This is a genomic window from Streptomyces sp. 3330 (assembly GCF_031456635.1).
In the GTDB taxonomy this organism is placed as follows: domain Bacteria; phylum Actinomycetota; class Actinomycetes; order Streptomycetales; family Streptomycetaceae; genus Streptomyces.
Map to the genome: position 1 here is coordinate 64,986 of NZ_JAVDVA010000023.1, position 14,212 is coordinate 79,197.

Consider the following 14,212-nt stretch of genomic DNA (forward strand, 5'->3'; position numbering starts at 1 on the left):
CCCCACCGGGGTGGCGTACGGTGCCGTGGGACGACCGACACGAGGAGACGGTGATGACGCACAAGGCGCTGATCGTGGGCATCGGCGGCAGGGAACCGGAGATCGACGCCGAGGCGTTCGTGGCGCCGACCGCCTCGGTGATCGGGGACGTGACGCTGGAGGCGGGCGCGAGCGTCTGGTACGGGGCCGTGGTGCGCGGTGACGTGGAGCGGATCACCGTCCGGGCGAGCGCCAACATCCAGGACAACGTGACGCTGCACGCCGACCCCGGCTTTCCGGTGACGATCGGCGAGCGGGTGTCCGTCGGCCACAACGCCGTCGTGCACGGGGCGACGGTCGGGGACGACTGCCTCATCGGCATGGGGGCGACCGTGCTCAACGGGGCGGTGATCGGGGCGGGTTCGCTGGTCGCCGCGCAGGCGCTCGTGCCCCAGGGGATGGAGGTCCCGCCGGGCTCGCTGGTCGCGGGTGTGCCGGCGAAGGTCAGGCGGGAGCTGAGCGAGGAGGAGCGGCAGGGTGTGACGCTGAACGGCACGCTCTACGCGGACCTGGCCAAGGCCCACGGGAAGGTCCACGAGTAGGGCGGTCCCCTACTCGGCGGCGGCGGGCACCGTCTCCGCCTCGGCCTCGCGCGACGTGCTCTGCATCTTCTTGGCCTTGCGCTTGATGATCAGCATCGACGTGAGGCCGATCAGCACCGCGAGCACCAGCCCCAGGTACGAGAACCTCTTCAGCCAGGACTCCGCCACGACGCCCACGTAGTAGATGACGGCCGTCGTGCCGCCCGCCCAGGCGATGCCGCCGAGGACGTTGGCGACGAGGAACTTCCAGTACGGCATGTGCAGGACGCCCGCGAGCGGGCCGGCGAAGATGCGCAGCAGGGCGACGAAGCGGCCGAAGAAGACGGCCCACATGCCCCACTTCTCGAAGGACCGCTCGGCGGTCGCGATGTGCCCCTCGCCGAAATGCCTGGGGAACTTCGCGCCGAGCCAGGCGAGCAGCGGGCGGCCGCCCTTGCGGCCGATGGCGTAGCCGATGGAGTCGCCGATCACGGCGCCCGCGGTGGCGCACGCGCCGAGGACGACGGGGTTGACGCCGCCGTGCTGGGAGGACAGCAGCGCCGCCGAGACCAGGACGATCTCGCCCGGCAGCGGGATGCCGAGGCTCTCCAGTCCGATCACGAGCCCGACGAGGGCGTAGACGGCGGCCGCGGGCACCGTGTCGAGCCATTCCTGCACGTGCACCGCGGGTTCCTCCCGTTAGACGTCCCTGGGCAGCCTTGCCTTCCCGGGAAGCCTACCGGTTCGGCCGGACCCGGCCCGTCGCGTGCTGCGGCCCACCGCGCCGCGGACACGCGAGCCGGGCATCAGACCGACCCCCTCACCGGCGAGCAGGATCACCGCGCCGCGGACACGCGAGCCGGGGCCCTCGCGACGACGGCGCCGCCACGTGACCGTGACGGAGCAACGACCCACCGTGCCGCCACCGTTCACGCGAGGACCGCGCCGTCGCCGCCACGCCGGCCTGCACGCCGACCGCCGGCCCGCTCACCGGCCGCGAGCGACCACGGCGGCGTCAGGGACGGCGTCACGGCGGTCGACGGGGGGGGAGGAGGGGCCACTCCCCTCGGGCGGCCCCTCCTCCCGGTTCCGGGCTCAGCGGCCGAGCGAGCCGGTCACGTCGGCGACGGCGTCGCCCAGCGCGTCGGACACCCCGGCGGTCACCGGGAGGACGTCGAGGACCGCGGCGGGGTCCGGCGACCCGGTCGGGCCGGCCGGCGGCTGGTCGCAGCACTGCACCTGGGCGACCCTCGTCCCGAACTCCGGAGCCGCCGGAGCCGTTCCGGCGGGCGCCGGCGAGTCCTCGGGGGCGAGGGGCCGGTCGCCCCCGGGCGCCGGGAGATCCGGTGCGCCGGGGGCGCCGGGGGCGGGCTCCTCCGTCGCACCGCGCGGCTCCGGACCGGACGCCCCCGGCGCACCTCCGGCGGTGTCGAACACCCAGCGCTGTCCGCCGGAACCGTCCCGCTCGGTGACGACCACGGCCGCGCCCGGCGTGCCCGCGGCGCGCGCGACGGCCAGGCCGTCGTCCCGCCGCAGCAGGAGTTCCCCGCGGACGGTCAGGTCGAAGAACGTCTCGCCCGCGTGCACCAGACAGCTGACCAGGGCGGTCGTCCGCCGGCCGGGGTCCGCGCCCAGGCAGAGCGTCGGGTCGGCCGCGCTGCGCAGCAGCCCGTCGTCCTGGTACGACCACTGCTGGGACGCGGCCGACGAGCACGCCGCGAGGACGAGGCCCGCTCCGGGCCGGTCCTGGCCGCGGGCGGCGTCGAGGCAGAGCTCCGTGCCCGGACCGCGCAGCCTGCCGTGGGCGACCTCCGAGGACCGGGACGCGGAGGCGGCCGACGGGGGTCCGGCCGCGGAGCCTCCGGGCAGACCCCGTGCGCCGGTGGCCGGGGTGTCTGTCCCGCCGGCGGGCGCGCCCCAGGTGGCGGTCCCGGGAGCGGGGACACCGTTGTCATCGGACCAGCCCTTGGCCGCGAAGACGGTGGCGATCAGCACCAGCGAGGTCAGGCCCACGCCCACCAGCACGGCCCTGGGCCGCCGGCCCGGCAGGGCGAGCAGTCCGGCCGAGGTGGTGCGGTGCCGGCCGCCCGCGACGGGCGGGCGCCGCGCGGCGGGCCCGGCCGGCGCCGCGGGCCGGACCGGGGCGTCGGCGGAGGGCGTGCGCCCGGGGCGCGAGTCGAGGTAGCGGCGGGCGCCCCAGCCCAGCACGGCCTCGGTGAGCAGCACGTCGAGGCCGTCGTCGAAATGGCTGAGCTGTTCGGCGGCGTGCCGGCAGAAGCGGCAGTGCGCGAGATGCTGCCGCACATCGGGCAGCAGGGTTCCGCCGCGGCGCAGCGGAATGTCGAGGAGACGGTTGTAGAAGCGGCATTCGCTCGTCGGCGCGAGTTCCCGGTGGGCACGTACGCAGCCCGCCCGGAATTGTTCCCGCGCCTGTTCCAGGGCGGCCGCCGCGGAGAGGTCGTCCACGCCGGACAGACCGGCCGGTACGGATATGGGTTCCGCCTCCACCTCCGTGTGCCACAACAGGCATTGGGAGGCGGCCGGAAGCAACTGGAAAGAGCGCTCGGCGAGTTGCCGCCTTTCGGCGGTCACCGCCCGGGCGGCGCGCAGTCCGCGGCCGCCGACGGTTCTCCGCAGCTCCGGCAGAACATCGGCCACTCCGTCGGCGCCTGCCCATTCACGGACCGTCTCCCGTACGGCGACGAGGAGTTGGGGACGCAGGGCGCCGCCGGTGCGACCCTCCGCGAGCCTGCCCAGCACCTCGTGGAACGCGGCGGCGGCCACGAGCCGCGCCGTGTCCTCGGTGCCGGCCAGGCAGACGGTCGCGTAGTCGTGGGCCGCCCGCCAGTGACGGGCGAACAGCAGGGCCACCGCGCGGGCGCGCCCGTCGTCGCCGGCCGGCCGGGAGGCCAACCGCGCGGCGAGCCGGGGATCGGAATCTCCGGGGGGCCGGCCGGGGCGGGGCGGGTAGGGCGGGCGTGGGGGGTTGGGGGATTGCACGGAACCATTTCCTTCCAAGCCGAAGAACGGCACGGAAAAGCACGGTGTCGGAAAGTCGGCGCCTGATTGGTGCATACCTTTGGCCTGACCAGGCACGTTGGTCTGATCCGGCCCGTCCGTAAGGGGAGGCTCACCTTCGCACACGCGCCTCACAGGAAACAAGGAGTGCGAGTGCCCCAGGTGCAAAGCGCGGGAATATCAGATGAGTTACCGACGGTATCCGCACCCGCATTCGAAAAGTCGCCCGGACCCCCGGACTCAACTTGTGTACGCGCAAAGCTGGATGACGCACGGAATCTCCCCGCCGTCCACGCCGGAGCGAACCGTCCCTCTCGCGCAGGGACGGCCCACAGGAATCTCAGATGCGGCTCTCGGGGTACTCCCATCCCCGTGGGACACCCTGGCCCCATGAGCGCCCCCCACTCCGCACCCAGTGTCCGCAAAGCAGTCGTCCCGGCCGCCGGCCTCGGCACCCGCTTCCTGCCCGCCACCAAGGCGACGCCGAAGGAGATGCTGCCGGTGGTCGACAAGCCGGCCATCCAGTACGTCGTCGAGGAGGCGGCCGCCGCGGGTCTGGACGACGTCCTGATGGTCACGGGCCGGCACAAGCGGGCCATCGAGGACCACTTCGACCACGCCTTCGAACTGGAGCAGGCGCTCGCCGCCAAGGGCGACACGGTCCGGCTGGACGCGGTGCGGGATCCGGCCCGGCTCGCCGACATCCATCACATCCGGCAGGGCGACCCGCTCGGGCTCGGCCACGCGGTGCTCTGCGCCCGCAACCATGTCGGCGACCAGCCGTTCGCGGTGCTGCTCGGCGACGACCTCATCGACCCGCGGGAGACCCTGCTCAGCAGGATGCTGGAGGTCCGCGACCGGTACGCCGGCAGCGTGGTCGCCCTGATGGAGGTGCCGCCGGAGCAGGTCCACCTCTACGGCTGCGCGGCCGTGGAGCCGTCCGGCGAGGACGGGGTGGTGCGCGTCACCGGCCTGGTGGAGAAGCCCGCGCGCGAGGACGCGCCCAGCCGGTACGCGGTCATCGGACGGTACGTCCTCGACCCGGCCGTCTTCGACGTCCTGGAGCGCACCGCGCCCGGCCGCGGCGGTGAGATACAGCTCACCGACGCCCTCCAGGAACTCGCGGCGGGCGGCACGGTGCACGGCGTGATCTTCTCGGGCCGCCGCTACGACACCGGCGACAAGGCGGACTATCTGCGCACGGTCGTCCGCCTGGCCTGCGACCGGCCCGATCTGGGGCCCGAGTTCGTCGCCTGGCTGAAGGAGTTCGTGGCGGGTCTGGAGGACGTCGACGCGGCCCGGGAACGACTGGCGGCCTGACCGGCGCGCGACGGTGACGGACGGCGCCGCACCGGCCCCCGGCGCCGACGCGACCGGGACCGGCGCCCTGTCCGGACGCCGTACCGCCGGTCAGTTGTTGGGACGCAGGGTCCAGGTCACCGTCATCTCCCCGGTGACGGCCCCATCGGCGCGGCGGATCTCGATCGCGACCGGGAACTCGGGCCGCTCCCCCGCGTCGAGCTGCGCGACGACCTCGGCGGCCGGGCGGCCCAGCGTGGCGGTGGCGGTGACCACGCCCATGGCGAGCTTGCGGTAGGCGATCTCGGCGCCGACGGCGAGCGGCACGGCCCGGGAGAGCTGGTCGCCGAACGCGGCGAGGACGATCGCCCCGCTGGCGGACTCGCCGAGCGTGAACATCGCCCCGGCGTGCGGCCCGCCCACGTGGTTGTGGAACTCACTCTGGTCGGGCAGGGCGACCACGGCCTTCTCCGGGCCCGCCTCGAGGAACTCGAGGTTCAGGGTCCGGGCCATGGGCACCGTGGCGGCGAGCATCTCGCCGATGGACATCTGGTCTGCGCTCATGGGCAAGATGTTACCTGTGAGTAGCTTCGGCTGACCAGACCGGCGTGCCGATCGCCGTGCGCGCCGGCGGCCCCACGGCCTCACGAGGGCCGGCGGCGCGGGCGCGGATGCCGCATTCCGGAAGTTCGGGGGCACAGTTCGCGTGTTCCGTCCCCGCGCGTCCCGATTCGGTACGTCCCTGACAAGGGGCGGTGACCGAATCGTGTCCCGGACGGCACTAGGGTTTCTGGCCATGTGGCCAGGACAGCAGCCGCCCGGGGGAGAGCAGAACCCGCAGGCGCAGAACAATCCGTACCAGCAGCCGGGATACCAGCAGCCGAATCCCTATCAGCAGCCCGGTTACCAGCAGCAGCCGGGACAGCAGCCCCACCCTTACGCGCAGCAGCCGCAGTGGGGCGCTCCGTCGCCCGCGGGCGCGCCCACACCGCCGCCCGGCAGCGGCGGCGCGGGCGGTGGCAACCGGACGAAGCTGATCGCGATCGTCGCGGCCACGGCCGTCGTCGTGGCGGCCGGCGTCACCGGGTTCCTGGTGCTGGGCGGCGATGACGACGAGGTCGACGCGAGCAAGGGCAGCGCGAGCCCCTCGGTCTCCACGTCCGGTTCCGCCCCGGCTTCCGGCTCCTCGACGGCGGGCACGGACGACAACCCGCGCAGCAACGAGACCGCGAAGGCGACGATCGCCGGCTGGAAGGTCGTGGTGAACCCCAAGTGGGGCATCGCCTTCGACGTGCCGGCGGACTGGGAGGTCCAGTCGCCGACCCTCAGCCAGGGCTTCGAGTGGGAGGACAAGGAGCAGTCCGACGGCTACGACCAGATCCTGCAAGGGGGCACGGCCGAGTTCAAGTCGAAGTGGTGCTCCACGGACTCCGACAAGGACGGCAAGACCGAGGACACCGCGCTGGCCGTGGTCGGCAGCAAGGGCGCCGAAGGCGCCAAGAGCACCGACGAGATCGCCATCAACACGCCCGCCTGGTGGGTCTTCGGCGGTTACACCGAGCCGGACAAGAAGAGCCTGACCTTCGACAAGAAGGCCACCGCCTTCACCACCGCCTCCGGCATCGTGGGCAGTTACGCCTGGGCCCAGTCGACGAACACGCCCCAGAAGGGCAAGTGCGACAGCGACGGCAAGGCGATCACGTTCGGCTTCAAGAACTCCAACGGCGACTACGTGTCGTGGAACCTGTACGGGGCCAAGGGCGTGAAGGACGAACTTCCCAAGGCCACGATCATGCAGATCCTCAGCACCGTACGGCTGAACGGCACGCCGACGCAGAACTAGCCGCCGGGCTCCGGGTCACCGGCAGCGCGCCGCGGAACGCCGCGGGGACGGCGGGCCGGTGGCCGGTCCGGCGGGTCCCGGCGGGGCGCTCGCCGGCCGGTGGCGGTGACCGGCGCTCAGCCGATGCCGAACGCGCCGTCGGGCGGTTCGGGGGACGGTACGGCGCCCTCGTCCCGTACCGGCCGGGCGTCGCCGACGAAACGGCGCAGGCCGGGGCCGTGCTCGACCCGGGCCGGGAAGGCGTCGGAAGCGGTGCGGCGGGCCAGGGCGGTCACGTCGAGCGGGCGGTGCGCGGCGACGAGCACCGCGTTGCCGAACCGGCGGCCGCGCAGGACGGCGGGCTCCGCGATGAGGGCGAGCTCCTCGAACACCGCGGCGAGGTTGGCGAGCTGGGACCGCAGGAAGCCGAACGGCGCCCCGTCGGCGAGGTTCGCCAGATAGACGCCGTCGCCGCGCAGGACCCGTGCGGCCTCCCGGGCGTAGCTCAGGGTCGTCAGATGGGCGGGGACGCGCGAGCCGGCGAAGACGTCGGCGACGAGGGCGTCGGCGGAGCCGTCCGGGGCCGCCTCCAGCCAGTCCCGCGCGTCGGCAACGTGCAGCGCGACGCCCGCCCCGGCCGGGACCGGCAGGTGCTCGGCGATCAGCTCCAGCAGACCTCGGTCGAACTCGACGACGTCCTGCCGGGAACCCGGCCGGGTCGCGGCCAGGTACCGGGGCAGGGTGAGCGCACCGCCGCCGAGATGCAGCACGTCCAGGGGACGTCCCGGCTCGGCGACGGTGTCCAGGACGTGCCCCAGGCGTCGCGTGTACTCGAACTCCAGGTACGTCGGCTCGTCCAGGTCGACGTACGACTGCGGCGCGCCGTCGACGGTCAGCAGCCAGGCCCGCTCCCGGCCCACGTCGGGCATCAGCTTGGCGGTGCCGTGGTCGACGGCGCGGGAGACGGGTAGGGGCTCGTCGTTCACCGTCCCATTGTGCCTGCGGGCCACACCCCCGCAGGGGCACGGCCCGCGGGCCCCGCGCACGCCGGCCACGGACACCGGCCGCCGTCACAGCACGGCGGTCACGGTTCCCGCCCCCACGGTGCGCCCGCCCTCGCGGACGGCGAAGCCGAGGCCGGGCTCCAGCGGAACCTCGCGGCCCAGCTCGACGGTCATGACGACCGTGTCCCCGGGCCGCGCGACCGTGGTCCCGCCCAGGTCCACGTCCCCGACGACGTCCGCCGTACGGATGTAGAACTGGGGCCGGTAGCCGGTCGAGAGGGGCGTGGTGCGGCCGCCCTCCCGCCCGGACAGCACGTACACCCGCGCCCTGAACCGACGGCTGGGCGTCACGCTGCCCGGCGCCACCACCACGTGGCCCCGCCGGACGGCGTCCCGGGGCACTCCGCGCAGCAGCAGGGCCACGTTGTCCCCGGCCTGCGCCTCCTCCATCGGCTTGCCGAAGGTCTCGACGCCCGTCACGACGGTCTCGACGCCCGCGCCGAGCACCTGCACCTGGTCTCCCAGGCGCAGCGTCCCGCGTTCCACGGCGCCGGTGACCACCGTCCCCCGGCCGGTGATGGTGAGCACGTTCTCCACCGGCAGCAGGAACGGCGCGTCCAGATACCGCTCGGGCATGGGCACATAGGTGTCCACCGCGTCGAGCAGCGCGTCGATCGACGCCGTCCAGCGTGGGTCGCCGGCCAGGGCCCGCAGCCCCGACACCCTGACGACGGGCGCGGTGTCGCCGCCGTACCCGTGCTCGGTGAGCAGGTCGCGGACCTCCAGTTCGACCAGGTCGATCACATCGTCATCCTCGCCGTCCTCGGCGGCGTCGGCCTTGTTGAGCGCGACGACGATGTGGTCGACGCCCACCTGCCGGGCGAGCAGGACGTGTTCGGCGGTCTGCGGCATGATCCCGTCGAGCGCGGAGACGACGAGGATCGCCCCGTCGAGCTGCGCGGCCCCGGTGACCATGTTCTTGACGTAGTCGGCGTGACCCGGCATGTCGACGTGGGCGTAGTGCCGGGTGTCGGTCTCGTACTCGACGTGCGCGATGTTGATGGTGATGCCGCGCGCGGCCTCCTCCGGAGCCCGGTCGATGCGGTCGAACGGCACGAAGGCGCCGGCGCCGCGGTCGGCGAGGACCTTGGTGATGGCGGCGGTCAGGGTGGTCTTGCCGTGGTCCACGTGGCCCATGGTGCCGATGTTGAGGTGTGGTTTGGTCCGCACGTACGCGGTCTTGGGCATGGCTGTACCTCGCAGCGTGTCCGTAGGAAGCGGGGACCCCGGGAACCTGACCGACCCTCCCCCTGCGGGGTCCGCCGGACGATCCGGAGAGGGTCAGCTTCGGGCGCCGTCGACAGCGGCCACGAGGAGCGGGACGGCAGCCTTCGGCGTATCCGCGCATGCGGATGCCGCGAGGAGGAAGGCGTACCGGAACATGGTGTCGATGATCGCCGACGGTTCGTTCGGCGTCGAATGGTTTTCGCCCGACGGAGGGGGTCGCGGTCCTGATGACCGACAGCAGCACGGCACAGTCGTGGGAGCGGTGGTGGGAGGCGCTGCCGGAAGGCGTCCGGCGCCAGGTGGACGGCTATGTCCTCCAGGACGCCCGGATGCGGGCGATCCGCGCCGCCTGGGAGGCCGGCCGGGCCCACGGCGTCGGGCTCCACGAGGCGCAACTCGTCGTCCACGAGCGCTATCTCCACCACGGCGACCGGATCGCCCGGACCCCCGACGACCCGCTGGACCTGGAGTCGCTGGCCGCTCGCGCGGCCGGTGCGCCGGGCCGTGTCGTGGCGATCGAGGTCGTCTGGGACGGGGACACGTTCCACGACTGGTTCGTGGTCCTGTACGCCGTCACCGCCGACCCCGAGGGCGAGCATCCGCTGGCCACCGTCCACGGGCACGCGGCCCGACAGCATCTCGACGGCACGGACCCCGCCCTGACCCATCCCTGTGCGGCCGTCGCCGACAAGGTGGGCAGGGCCCTGGCCGCGCGTCTTTCGGTGCCCTTCCACTTCGCGAGCCCGCACACCCCGGACGACGAGGCGCCCCGCCTGCGGCCCTCGTAGCCGCGGAGCGGGACTAGACCGGGTCCCCGAGGTTCTTCAGTGCCTCACGGACCGTCAGCGGCGCGAAGCGGCCCCGCTCGCGGGCGACGAAGGCGCGGACGGCCGCGGGGTCGGTCTTGGCGTACTCGCGCAGGGCCCAGCCGATGGCCTTGCGCACGAAGAAGTCCGGGTGGCCGGACTGCAGCAGGCAGTGGGCGAACAGACGGCCGGTGTCGGTGCGTTCCTTGTAGCGGAGCTGGTGGAGCAGGGCGGTGCGGGCGACCCACAGGTCCTCGTCGGCGATCCAGACGTCCATCTCGGCGCCCAGCCGGGGGTCGGCGGCGACGAGGGCGCCGACCACGTGGGCGGCGAGCAGGTCGACCGTGTCCCACCAGGAGGTCGTGGTCACCAGCCGGCGCGCCACGGGCAGGAAGGCCGACGACAGGCGGGGCGCGTGCCGGCGCAGGTAGTCGACGGCGAAGTAGTGGTACTCGCGCTGCGGCAGCGCCCAGCAGCGCAGCGCGATGGCCGTGCAGTCGGCCTCGTCGGGACGGGGCGTGCCCGCGAGGACGGTGCGGGACAGGGCCCGGCGGGCGGGGGTGGCCAGGCCGAGGAAGGGGGCCACGTCCTTCATGTACGCGCGCATGGCCGCCGCCCGGCCCGGGTCGGCCGCGGCGCCGTACGCGGTCGTCAGCCGCTCCAGCACGAGGTCGGCCAGAACGCTGTCCGGCACGCCGATCGCACCCGCACCTGTGACCGTCATGAGACGAACCATACGGCGATCACACATCCCCGTCGGTTAGTGTCGCGGGATGCTCGATGCCACCACCCGCTCTGGGGGCACCGCCACGGCCACTCCCCGGGCCATCGCCACGGAGCTCGTCGTCCCCCCGCTCGCTCCCGTCATCGCGTCCGTCGCTCCGGCGGTCGCGGCGCCCGGCGGCCTCGCCGCGCGCTGCGCGAGAGTGCTGCGCTCGCCCTGGTCCCGTTTCGCGCTGCTGGTCACGCTGCTGGCGGCGGCCGCGTCGAGCGTGCTGCTCTTCGAGCCGCAGAGACTCCTCGCGGACGGCTGGCCGCCCCAGTTGGGCGGCGTCGCGGCGGCCGCGGTCTTCGCGGTGGCGTACGGACTGTGCACGGTGGCGTTCGTGCCCCGACCGCTGCTGAACCTGGCCGCGGGAGCCCTGTTCGGCTCCCAGTGGGGCATCGCCGCGGCGCTCGCGGGCACGGTGCTGGGGGCCGGGATCGCCTTCGGGCTGGGCCGGGTCCTCGGGCAGGACGCGCTGCGGCCGCTCCTGCGGGGCCGGCTGCTCAAGGCGGCGGACGGCCAGCTGAGCCGGCACGGCATGCGCTCGATGCTGGCGGCCCGGCTGTTCCCCGGGGTGCCGTTCTGGGCCGCCAACTACTGCGCCGCCGTCTCCCGTATGGGCTGGCTGTCCTTCCTGGTGGCGACCGCGCTGGGCTCGGTGCCGAACACCGCCGCCTACGTCGTCGCCGGGGCCCGAGCCTCCTCCCCGACCTCGCCGGCCTTCCTGATCGCGATGGCCTGCATCGCCCTGCCGGCGCTGGCCGGCGCGGTGGTGGCCTGGCGCAAGCGCCACCACCTGCGCCGCCGGTAGCAGCCGTACCGGCAGCGGCACCGGCACTTGCGCTGGCACCGGTTCCAGCCCTCGTCCCCGGCCGGCTACACGGATTCCAGCACCATGGCGTTGGCGAGCCCGCCCGCCTCACACATCGTCTGGAGGGCGTAGCGGGCCCCGCGTTCCCGCATGGCGTGGACGAGGGTCGTCGTGAGCCGGGTGCCGCTCGCGCCGAGCGGGTGTCCGAGCGCGATCGCGCCGCCGTGCACGTTGACCTTGACCAGGTCGGCGCCGGTCTCCTGCCGCCAGGCCAGGACCACGCTGGAGAACGCCTCGTTGACCTCGAAGAGGTCGATGTCGTCGAGCCGCAGCCCCGCCCGGCGCAGCACCTTCTCGGTCGCCGGGATCACACCGGTCAGCATCAGCAGCGGATCCGAGCCGGTGACGGCGAAGCTGTGCAGCCGGGCGAGCGGGCGCAGACCGAGGCGTGCGGCGGTCTCGCTCGAGGTGATCAGCACGGCCGAGGCGCCGTCGTTGACCGGGCTCGCGTTGCCCGCGGTGACGTTCCACTCGATCTGCGGGAAGCGCTCGGCGAAGGCCGGGTCGTAGTAGGCGGGCTTGAGGCCCGCGAGGATCTCGGGCGTGCTCCCGGGCCGTACGCACTCGTCGCGCGAGACGCCGTCCAGCGGCGCCACCTCGGCGTCGAAGAGCCCCCGCGTCCAGGCGTCGGCGGCCTTGCGGTGCGAGGAGACCGCGAAGGCGTCCATCTGCTCCCGCGTGATGGACCACTTGGCGGCGATGAGCTCGGAGCTGATGCCCTGCGGGACGAGCCCCTCCGGGTAGCGCGCGGCGACGCCGGGGCCGAAGGGGTCCTTGCCCGGCGGCACGTTGGACCACATCGGGACCCGGCTCATCGACTCGACACCGCAGGCGACGACGAGGTCGTAGGCGCCGGAGACGACGCCCTGGGCCGCGAAGTGCACGGCCTGCTGGGAGGAGCCGCACTGCCGGTCGACGGTGGTCGCGGGCACCGTCTCCGGGAAGCCCGCCGAGAGCAGCGCGTAGCGGGTGGTGTTCATGGCCTGCTCGCCGACCTGGTCGACGGTGCCGCCGATCACGTCGTCGATCAGCGCGGGATCGACGCCGGAGCGGTCGACGAGGGTGCGCAGGGTGTGGGCGAGGAGTTCGACGGGGTGGACGTGGGCGAGGGAGCCGTCCGGCTTGCCCTTGCCGATCGGGGTGCGTACGGCTTCGACGATGACTGCGTCACGCATGTGCGGTGCCTCCATGACGAGGACGAGCAGGGAAACTACCGGTGAGTAGGAAATCCGAACTCACCATAGCTCCGTGGGTTGGAAAATCCAACCAACCTCGATTTGTTTTTCCAACCCTCCCCTAGACTGGCCGTCATGGCCGCCTCCAAAGACCCGCGCCCCTGCTCGATCGCCGACGCCCTCGCCCTCGTCGGCGAGAAGTACTCCCTGCTCGTCCTGCGGGAGGTGTGCCTGGGCAACGCCCGCTTCGACCAGCTGGCACGCAACATCGGCGCCCCGCGCGACATCCTGGCCACCCGGCTGCGCCGCCTCGTCGACGCCGGGATCCTGACCAGGCGGGCCTACAGCGAGCGTCCGCAGCGATTCGAGTACCGGCCCACGCAGGCGGGGCTCGAACTGGAGCCGGTCCTGATGACCCTCATGGCCTGGGGCGACCGCCACCTCCGCGCGGACGACGACCGCCCCATGGTGCTCGAGCACGCCTGCGGCAACGAGCTGGTCCCGGTGGTCACCTGTGCCGCCTGCGGCGACCAGGTCCGCCACGAGGACGTGAGCGCCCACCCGCAGGCTCCGGGCTGGACGGTGGCGGGCCCGTCGGCCGCCTGAACGGCGAACGCGCCGGACCCGACCCCGCGACGACCCTCGCCGGCGGCGGCGGGCGCTCCGGGCAGCACCGGCGGTCTCTCACCCGCCCTCCCCCGCCGCCTTCCCGGCCCCGGGCGGCCGGCGGCGCGCCCGCAGGCCCCCGCACGGGCACGAGCGCGGGCCTGCGGCCACTGTCCCGGGGACGCCCGCCGGCGCGGGGGCCCGGGTGACGGCCGTCAGGCCTCCAGTTTCCGGATCTGCGCGGTGACCAGCTCCGCCGGCACCTTCGCCGCGGAACCGGTGCCGGTGGCGGTGTAGAACAGGACGACCGTGGCGCCGGTGCGCACGACGACGAACGCGTCCTCGCCGTCTCCCCGGGTCCGCAGGCCGAAGGCGACCGCCTCGTCGCCCGCGTCGGGGGCGGTGGCCGCCGCGACGGTGGTACGGGCGGGCACGCCCCCCTCGTAGGCGGCGCACTTCTTCAGGGCGGTGCGCAGGCCGTCGAGGACGCCCCCGGCGTCGGACCGGTCGTAGGCCATGAGGCCGATGGTGGTGGCGGAGCCCGCGGTGGGACCCGCTCCCCCGAAGGCGAGGAGGCCGACGAACGCCTCGGGGCCCGGGTCCGGCGAGGCGGTGCGCATGTCCTCCAGCGGCTGGCAGTCCGCGGGCCGGGCGGTGGAGTCGCCGTCGGGTTTCACGGGGAAATCGGTGATCTGGTAGCCGTCCACGTCCCCGCCGGCCAGCGCGGCGGACTTCAGCTGAGCCTCACCGAGCGTCTCGGCGGGCGCCCCCGCCGCGGAACCGGAGGCCGGCCCCGACCCCGATCCGGAGCCGGATCCCCGCGCGGCCGCGGAATCCGTGGTCTTCGCGGCGGAGCCGTCGCCGCCCCCGCCCCCGCATCCGGCCACCAGAACCGCTGCCAGAAGAGCCGCCGCCGTCACTGTGATCCGCACCTGCTGACTCCCCGCTGTCGACATCGGTCGAACGGATCATCGCGGCGGGAAAGGCGCGGCGCGCGG

At 73.8% G+C, this 14,212-nt stretch carries 14 protein-coding genes; 6 read left to right on the forward strand and 8 right to left on the reverse strand.

Annotation, left to right across the window (positions count from 1 at the left end; all coding sequences use genetic code 11):
* The first annotated feature begins 53 nt into the window (after window positions 1-53).
* Complete coding sequence (locus J2X68_RS31110; protein ID WP_310435928.1) at window positions 54-581, forward strand: gamma carbonic anhydrase family protein; 528 nt, start codon at window positions 54-56, stop codon at window positions 579-581.
* A gap of 9 nt (window positions 582-590) precedes the next feature.
* Here J2X68_RS31110 and J2X68_RS31115 read toward each other — a convergent pair whose 3' ends face one another.
* Window positions 591-1,244, reverse strand: a complete 654-nt coding sequence (locus J2X68_RS31115) for a DedA family protein (RefSeq protein ID WP_310435929.1) — start codon at window positions 1,242-1,244, stop codon at window positions 591-593.
* A 411-nt stretch (window positions 1,245-1,655) separates the two neighbouring features.
* Window positions 1,656-3,560: an RICIN domain-containing protein gene (locus J2X68_RS31120; protein WP_310435930.1), complete on the reverse strand. Its 1,905-nt coding sequence runs from the start codon at window positions 3,558-3,560 to the stop codon at window positions 1,656-1,658.
* A gap of 408 nt (window positions 3,561-3,968) precedes the next feature.
* Between J2X68_RS31120 and galU the strand changes: the two genes are divergently transcribed.
* Complete coding sequence (gene galU, locus J2X68_RS31125; RefSeq protein WP_310435931.1) at window positions 3,969-4,898, forward strand: UTP--glucose-1-phosphate uridylyltransferase GalU; 930 nt, start codon at window positions 3,969-3,971, stop codon at window positions 4,896-4,898.
* A gap of 90 nt (window positions 4,899-4,988) precedes the next feature.
* On the opposite strand, the gene J2X68_RS31130 is transcribed toward galU, so the two are convergent.
* On the reverse strand, window positions 4,989-5,426 hold the full coding sequence (locus J2X68_RS31130) for a DUF4442 domain-containing protein (protein WP_310435999.1): 438 nt from the start codon (window positions 5,424-5,426) through the stop codon (window positions 4,989-4,991).
* A gap of 247 nt (window positions 5,427-5,673) precedes the next feature.
* Between J2X68_RS31130 and J2X68_RS31135 the strand changes: the two genes are divergently transcribed.
* Window positions 5,674-6,720, forward strand: coding sequence for a hypothetical protein (locus tag J2X68_RS31135; RefSeq protein ID WP_310435932.1), 1,047 nt, complete (start codon window positions 5,674-5,676; stop codon window positions 6,718-6,720).
* A 116-nt stretch (window positions 6,721-6,836) separates the two neighbouring features.
* On the opposite strand, the gene J2X68_RS31140 is transcribed toward J2X68_RS31135, so the two are convergent.
* Both J2X68_RS31140 and tuf read right to left on the reverse strand, forming a co-directional pair.
* Window positions 6,837-7,628 carry a fused MFS/spermidine synthase gene (locus tag J2X68_RS31140; RefSeq protein ID WP_310436000.1) on the reverse strand — a complete coding sequence of 264 codons (792 nt, stop codon included), beginning with the start codon at window positions 7,626-7,628 and terminating at the stop codon, window positions 6,837-6,839.
* Between the two features lie 141 nt (window positions 7,629-7,769).
* Window positions 7,770-8,951 (reverse strand): elongation factor Tu, encoded by a 1,182-nt coding sequence (tuf, locus tag J2X68_RS31145; protein WP_310435933.1) that lies wholly within the window; start codon window positions 8,949-8,951, stop codon window positions 7,770-7,772.
* Window positions 8,952-9,217: 266 nt separating this feature from the next.
* Between tuf and J2X68_RS31150 the strand changes: the two genes are divergently transcribed.
* Window positions 9,218-9,778, forward strand: coding sequence for a hypothetical protein (locus J2X68_RS31150; protein WP_310435934.1), 561 nt, complete (start codon window positions 9,218-9,220; stop codon window positions 9,776-9,778).
* Window positions 9,779-9,791: 13 nt separating this feature from the next.
* On the opposite strand, the gene J2X68_RS31155 is transcribed toward J2X68_RS31150, so the two are convergent.
* The gene (locus J2X68_RS31155) at window positions 9,792-10,520 is read right to left on the reverse strand and encodes a DNA alkylation repair protein (protein ID WP_310435935.1); all 729 of its coding nucleotides are present in this window, start codon (window positions 10,518-10,520) and stop codon (window positions 9,792-9,794) included.
* Between the two features lie 49 nt (window positions 10,521-10,569).
* On the opposite strand from J2X68_RS31155, the gene J2X68_RS31160 reads away from it, so the two are divergent.
* On the forward strand, window positions 10,570-11,373 hold the full coding sequence (locus J2X68_RS31160; RefSeq protein WP_310435936.1) for a VTT domain-containing protein: 804 nt from the start codon (window positions 10,570-10,572) through the stop codon (window positions 11,371-11,373).
* A 65-nt stretch (window positions 11,374-11,438) separates the two neighbouring features.
* Here J2X68_RS31160 and J2X68_RS31165 read toward each other — a convergent pair whose 3' ends face one another.
* Complete coding sequence (locus J2X68_RS31165) at window positions 11,439-12,608, reverse strand: thiolase family protein (RefSeq protein WP_310435937.1); 1,170 nt, start codon at window positions 12,606-12,608, stop codon at window positions 11,439-11,441.
* A gap of 135 nt (window positions 12,609-12,743) precedes the next feature.
* Here J2X68_RS31165 and J2X68_RS31170 point away from each other — a divergent pair, with 135 nt between their 5' ends.
* Entirely contained in the window at window positions 12,744-13,214 is a 471-nt protein-coding gene (locus tag J2X68_RS31170; RefSeq protein WP_310435938.1) for a helix-turn-helix domain-containing protein, read from the forward strand.
* A 215-nt stretch (window positions 13,215-13,429) separates the two neighbouring features.
* On the opposite strand, the gene J2X68_RS31175 is transcribed toward J2X68_RS31170, so the two are convergent.
* Window positions 13,430-14,146 carry a hypothetical protein gene (locus J2X68_RS31175; RefSeq protein WP_310435939.1) on the reverse strand — a complete coding sequence of 239 codons (717 nt, stop codon included), beginning with the start codon at window positions 14,144-14,146 and terminating at the stop codon, window positions 13,430-13,432.
* Window positions 14,147-14,212: the final 66 nt, after the last annotated feature.

Coding starts and splice junctions, on each gene's coding strand:
- galU (WP_310435931.1), top strand. CDS start 3,969: ATGAGCGCCCCCCACTCCGCACCCAGTGTCCGCAAAGCAGTCGTCCCG.
- J2X68_RS31165 (WP_310435937.1), bottom strand. CDS start 12,608: ATGCGTGACGCAGTCATCGTCGAAGCCGTACGCACCCCGATCGGCAAG.
- J2X68_RS31160 (WP_310435936.1), top strand. CDS start 10,570: ATGCTCGATGCCACCACCCGCTCTGGGGGCACCGCCACGGCCACTCCC.
- J2X68_RS31150 (WP_310435934.1), top strand. CDS start 9,218: ATGACCGACAGCAGCACGGCACAGTCGTGGGAGCGGTGGTGGGAGGCG.
- J2X68_RS31135 (WP_310435932.1), top strand. CDS start 5,674: ATGTGGCCAGGACAGCAGCCGCCCGGGGGAGAGCAGAACCCGCAGGCG.
- J2X68_RS31110 (WP_310435928.1), top strand. CDS start 54: ATGACGCACAAGGCGCTGATCGTGGGCATCGGCGGCAGGGAACCGGAG.
- J2X68_RS31170 (WP_310435938.1), top strand. CDS start 12,744: ATGGCCGCCTCCAAAGACCCGCGCCCCTGCTCGATCGCCGACGCCCTC.
- tuf (WP_310435933.1), bottom strand. CDS start 8,951: ATGCCCAAGACCGCGTACGTGCGGACCAAACCACACCTCAACATCGGC.
- J2X68_RS31130 (WP_310435999.1), bottom strand. CDS start 5,426: ATGTCCATCGGCGAGATGCTCGCCGCCACGGTGCCCATGGCCCGGACC.
- J2X68_RS31140 (WP_310436000.1), bottom strand. CDS start 7,628: ATGCCCGACGTGGGCCGGGAGCGGGCCTGGCTGCTGACCGTCGACGGC.
- J2X68_RS31155 (WP_310435935.1), bottom strand. CDS start 10,520: ATGACGGTCACAGGTGCGGGTGCGATCGGCGTGCCGGACAGCGTTCTG.